Origin of the sequence: Rhodoplanes elegans (genome assembly GCF_016653355.1) — a bacterium.
GTDB classification, from domain to species: Bacteria; Pseudomonadota; Alphaproteobacteria; order Rhizobiales; family Xanthobacteraceae; genus Rhodoplanes; species Rhodoplanes elegans.
In genome coordinates this window covers 1-2,748 of the sequence record NZ_NHSK01000242.1, presented here as the reverse complement: position 1 = coordinate 2,748, position 2,748 = coordinate 1, and the positions used below count along the sequence as shown (strand labels likewise).

The 2,748-nt window shown below is 68.8% G+C and carries 3 protein-coding genes; 1 reads left to right on the top strand and 2 read right to left on the bottom strand.

Features of this window, described 5'->3' with window-relative positions; all coding sequences use genetic code 11:
• Positions 1-179: 179 nt before the first annotated feature.
• The gene (locus CCR97_RS26870; RefSeq protein WP_111360441.1) at positions 180-1,187 is read right to left on the bottom strand and encodes a Bug family tripartite tricarboxylate transporter substrate binding protein; all 1,008 of its coding nucleotides are present in this window, start codon (positions 1,185-1,187) and stop codon (positions 180-182) included.
• Between the two features lie 202 nt (positions 1,188-1,389).
• Positions 1,390-1,593 carry a cold-shock protein gene (locus CCR97_RS26865; RefSeq protein ID WP_111360442.1) on the bottom strand — a complete coding sequence of 68 codons (204 nt, stop codon included), beginning with the start codon at positions 1,591-1,593 and terminating at the stop codon, positions 1,390-1,392.
• Positions 1,594-2,164: 571 nt separating this feature from the next.
• On the opposite strand from CCR97_RS26865, the gene CCR97_RS26860 reads away from it, so the two are divergent.
• The gene (locus CCR97_RS26860; protein WP_146618961.1) at positions 2,165-2,494 is read left to right on the top strand and encodes a hypothetical protein; all 330 of its coding nucleotides are present in this window, start codon (positions 2,165-2,167) and stop codon (positions 2,492-2,494) included.
• The last annotated feature ends 254 nt before the right edge of the window (positions 2,495-2,748 follow it).

The window sequence follows — 2,748 nt, the reverse complement described above, 5'->3', positions numbered from 1 at the left end:
CGCGGAAACCATCTTGGCCAGCGGCCGCGAGTGGCCGCACCGACAGGCCGAACATATGGACGCAAGCGATCCGATCCGTTCTGAAAATCTCTTGCTGCACGGGGGCCGTCCACATATGGGTCCCGGGCCCGGCGCTGACGCGCCGCCCCGGGACGACCGGCGTTCTGCAAAGGTCCGCCCTACTGACTGACGATCCGGTGCGCCCTGATCACCTCGGCCCACACCGCGGTCTCACGGCGGATTCGCGCCGCGAAGACCTCGGGCCCCTCGATCGTCACGGCGAGGCCCTGCGCCGCGAGCTTGTCCTGCACGGCCGGCGTCTGCAGCACCTCGGCCGTCACCGCCGCGAGCGCATCGCGGGTCGCGGCCGGGACCGCCTTCGGCGCCAGCATGCCGTACCAGGACGTCACGTCGATCCCGGCGACGCCGGCCTCGGCGAGCGTCGGCACCTCGGGCACGAGCGGGCTGCGGCGCGCCGTGGTCATTGCCAGTGCGACGACGCTCCTCGCCTGGATGGCCGGCAGCGCCGCCGTCAGGTTGGTGGCGACGAGCCCGATGTGGTTGCCGATCACGTCGGTGAGCGCCTGCGACGAGCCACGATACGGCACATGGGCGAGCGCGACGCCCGCCGTGTCGTTGAACAGCTCCATGGCGAGATGGAGTTGGCTGCCGACACCGGGCGAGCCGTAGCTGATCCGCTCGGTCTTCGCCTTGGCGATCAGATCGGCGATCGTCGACACGCCGAGCCCCGGCGCCGCGACGATGATGTTCGGCGCGCTGGCGAGCAGCGTGACGGGAGAAAAGTCCTGCTCGACGCTGAACGGCAGGTTCGGCATCAGGGTCGGGTTGATGGTCAGGTTGCCGGCCGGGATCAGCAGCAGGGTCGCGCCGTCGGGCGCCGCCTTGCGCACCATGTCGATGCCGATATTACCGGCCCCGCCGGTGCGATTCTCGACCATGGCGGCGTGGCCCGAGCGCGCCTGGAACGCCTCGGCGAGCAGCCGGCCGAGCACGTCGACAGGGCCGCCGGGGCTGAACGGCACGACCAGGGTCATCGGCCGCTGCGGGAAGCCGGTCGGCACGGCCGACGCTCGCGCCAGCGCGCCGGTGAGGGGCAGCGCCGCGGCGCCGGCCAGGGTGGCGAGAAGACCGCGACGGGTCGGACGGAAGGAGCTCACGGGGGTCATTCGGGGGTCTCCGCTCGGCGCAGCCCTCCTCGGGGACTACGCAATCCTACGGAGATGATACGCAAGCCACATGCCACGCGCATCATGCCACGCGCATCATGTCACGGCGGCCCGGCGGTCGTCTGCAGGCATAAAAAAACCCCCGGTGAGAACCGGGGGCTACGGGACGCACCCGCAAGCCGGACGAAGCCGGCCGGGCCGCTTACGCGACCTTGAGGTTCTCCGCGGAGGTCTTGCCGCGGTTGGTGACGAGTTCGTACTCGATCACCTGACCTTCATTCAGGGTGCTGAGGCCGGCCCGCTCGACAGCCGAGATATGGACGAACACGTCCTTATCGCCGGTCGACGGCCGGATGAACCCATAGCCCTTCGTGGGGTTGAACCATTTGACGGTGCCTTTTTGCATCGTCGGTCTCCTGATCAAAGTCTGACGTCGCGATGGACGCGAATGCCGACGAGGGGTCGCCGGCCTTCACGTAACAACCTGGATTTTTGGGGGGATCCGAATCGTTGACGTCATTCGACGCTGCGGGCCGGAACGGCCAAAAACCGATTGCCACGACCAGATAACGACAGATCCGAGGCCGACGCAAGTTTAAAGCGACATAGCCCGGTGGGGATGTACTTCGTTATCGCATGTGTAGTCCGCTCTTTACGCAGATCCATACCTTGTTGCACCGCATCAAAGTGTCGGAGAGACCGCGCGCTCCGATCGAAACCCCAGCGTCAAGCGTACTTTACGGCGGGACCCGGGCTCTGCGGCAACACCGTAGAAATACCCCCCGATCGGCACGGCTACAGGATGTCGCAGGCGCGCGGTAGGATGATCTGCCCCCGAGGAACAATCCTCGTAAAATGAAAAGACTTCGCGCCATAGTCTTCGCGTCCTGCCGGGGCCATACTTTGCTTTCGTCGCCCCGCCGAGCAGCGGATGACCTCCGGAGACGCCGGGCCATGGCCGGGTCGCGGAGACTCCGATGGCTCCTGTGAAGACGGCACCGGGCTGGCGCGAGCCGGCCTTCGGGTTGCCGCGTTCGGCCCTGCCGCTCGCCGCGTTGTCGGCGGCCGTCACCGTGCCGCTCGCCTTGTTCGCCTGGGTCTTGCCGACCAGCATCGTGATGTCGGCCTTCGCGCTGCTCGCCGTCGTGATGGCCGCCGCGCTGGCGGTCGCCGATCGCATCTCCGGCCCGCCGCGGCGGACCGACCGGCCGACGCTGCGCGACATCGCCGGCGCCTTCGCGCTCGCCGCCGCGACCGCGACCGTGCTGGCCGACATCGACGGCACGGCCCGCTGGCTCGGGCTCTAGGCCCGCCGGCTCGGGCACAGACGCCCGAGCGTTCGGGCGAACGCGACGGCGCTCGCCCACCGTCCTTTCCGCACGGCCCAACGAGTACCGCCGTGACCGACCCGATCCTCACCGTCCCCGGCGTTCTCCGGTGCCCGGCCTCCGGCCGGTCGCCGCGTCCGGGCTTTCGAAAGCTGCTGCAATGAACAAGCCCTATCCGGCCCCCGTGGCGCCCCTCCCCGCGTCCGAACGGGGCGGATCACCCCCGTTCGGAC

Excerpts from the sequence above, each read along its gene's own strand:
- CCR97_RS26870 (WP_111360441.1), bottom strand. The coding sequence starts at position 1,187 with ATGACCCCCGTGAGCTCCTTCCGTCCGACCCGTCGCGGTCTTCTCGCC.
- CCR97_RS26865 (WP_111360442.1), bottom strand. The coding sequence starts at position 1,593 with ATGCAAAAAGGCACCGTCAAATGGTTCAACCCCACGAAGGGCTATGGG.
- CCR97_RS26860 (WP_146618961.1), top strand. The coding sequence starts at position 2,165 with ATGGCTCCTGTGAAGACGGCACCGGGCTGGCGCGAGCCGGCCTTCGGG.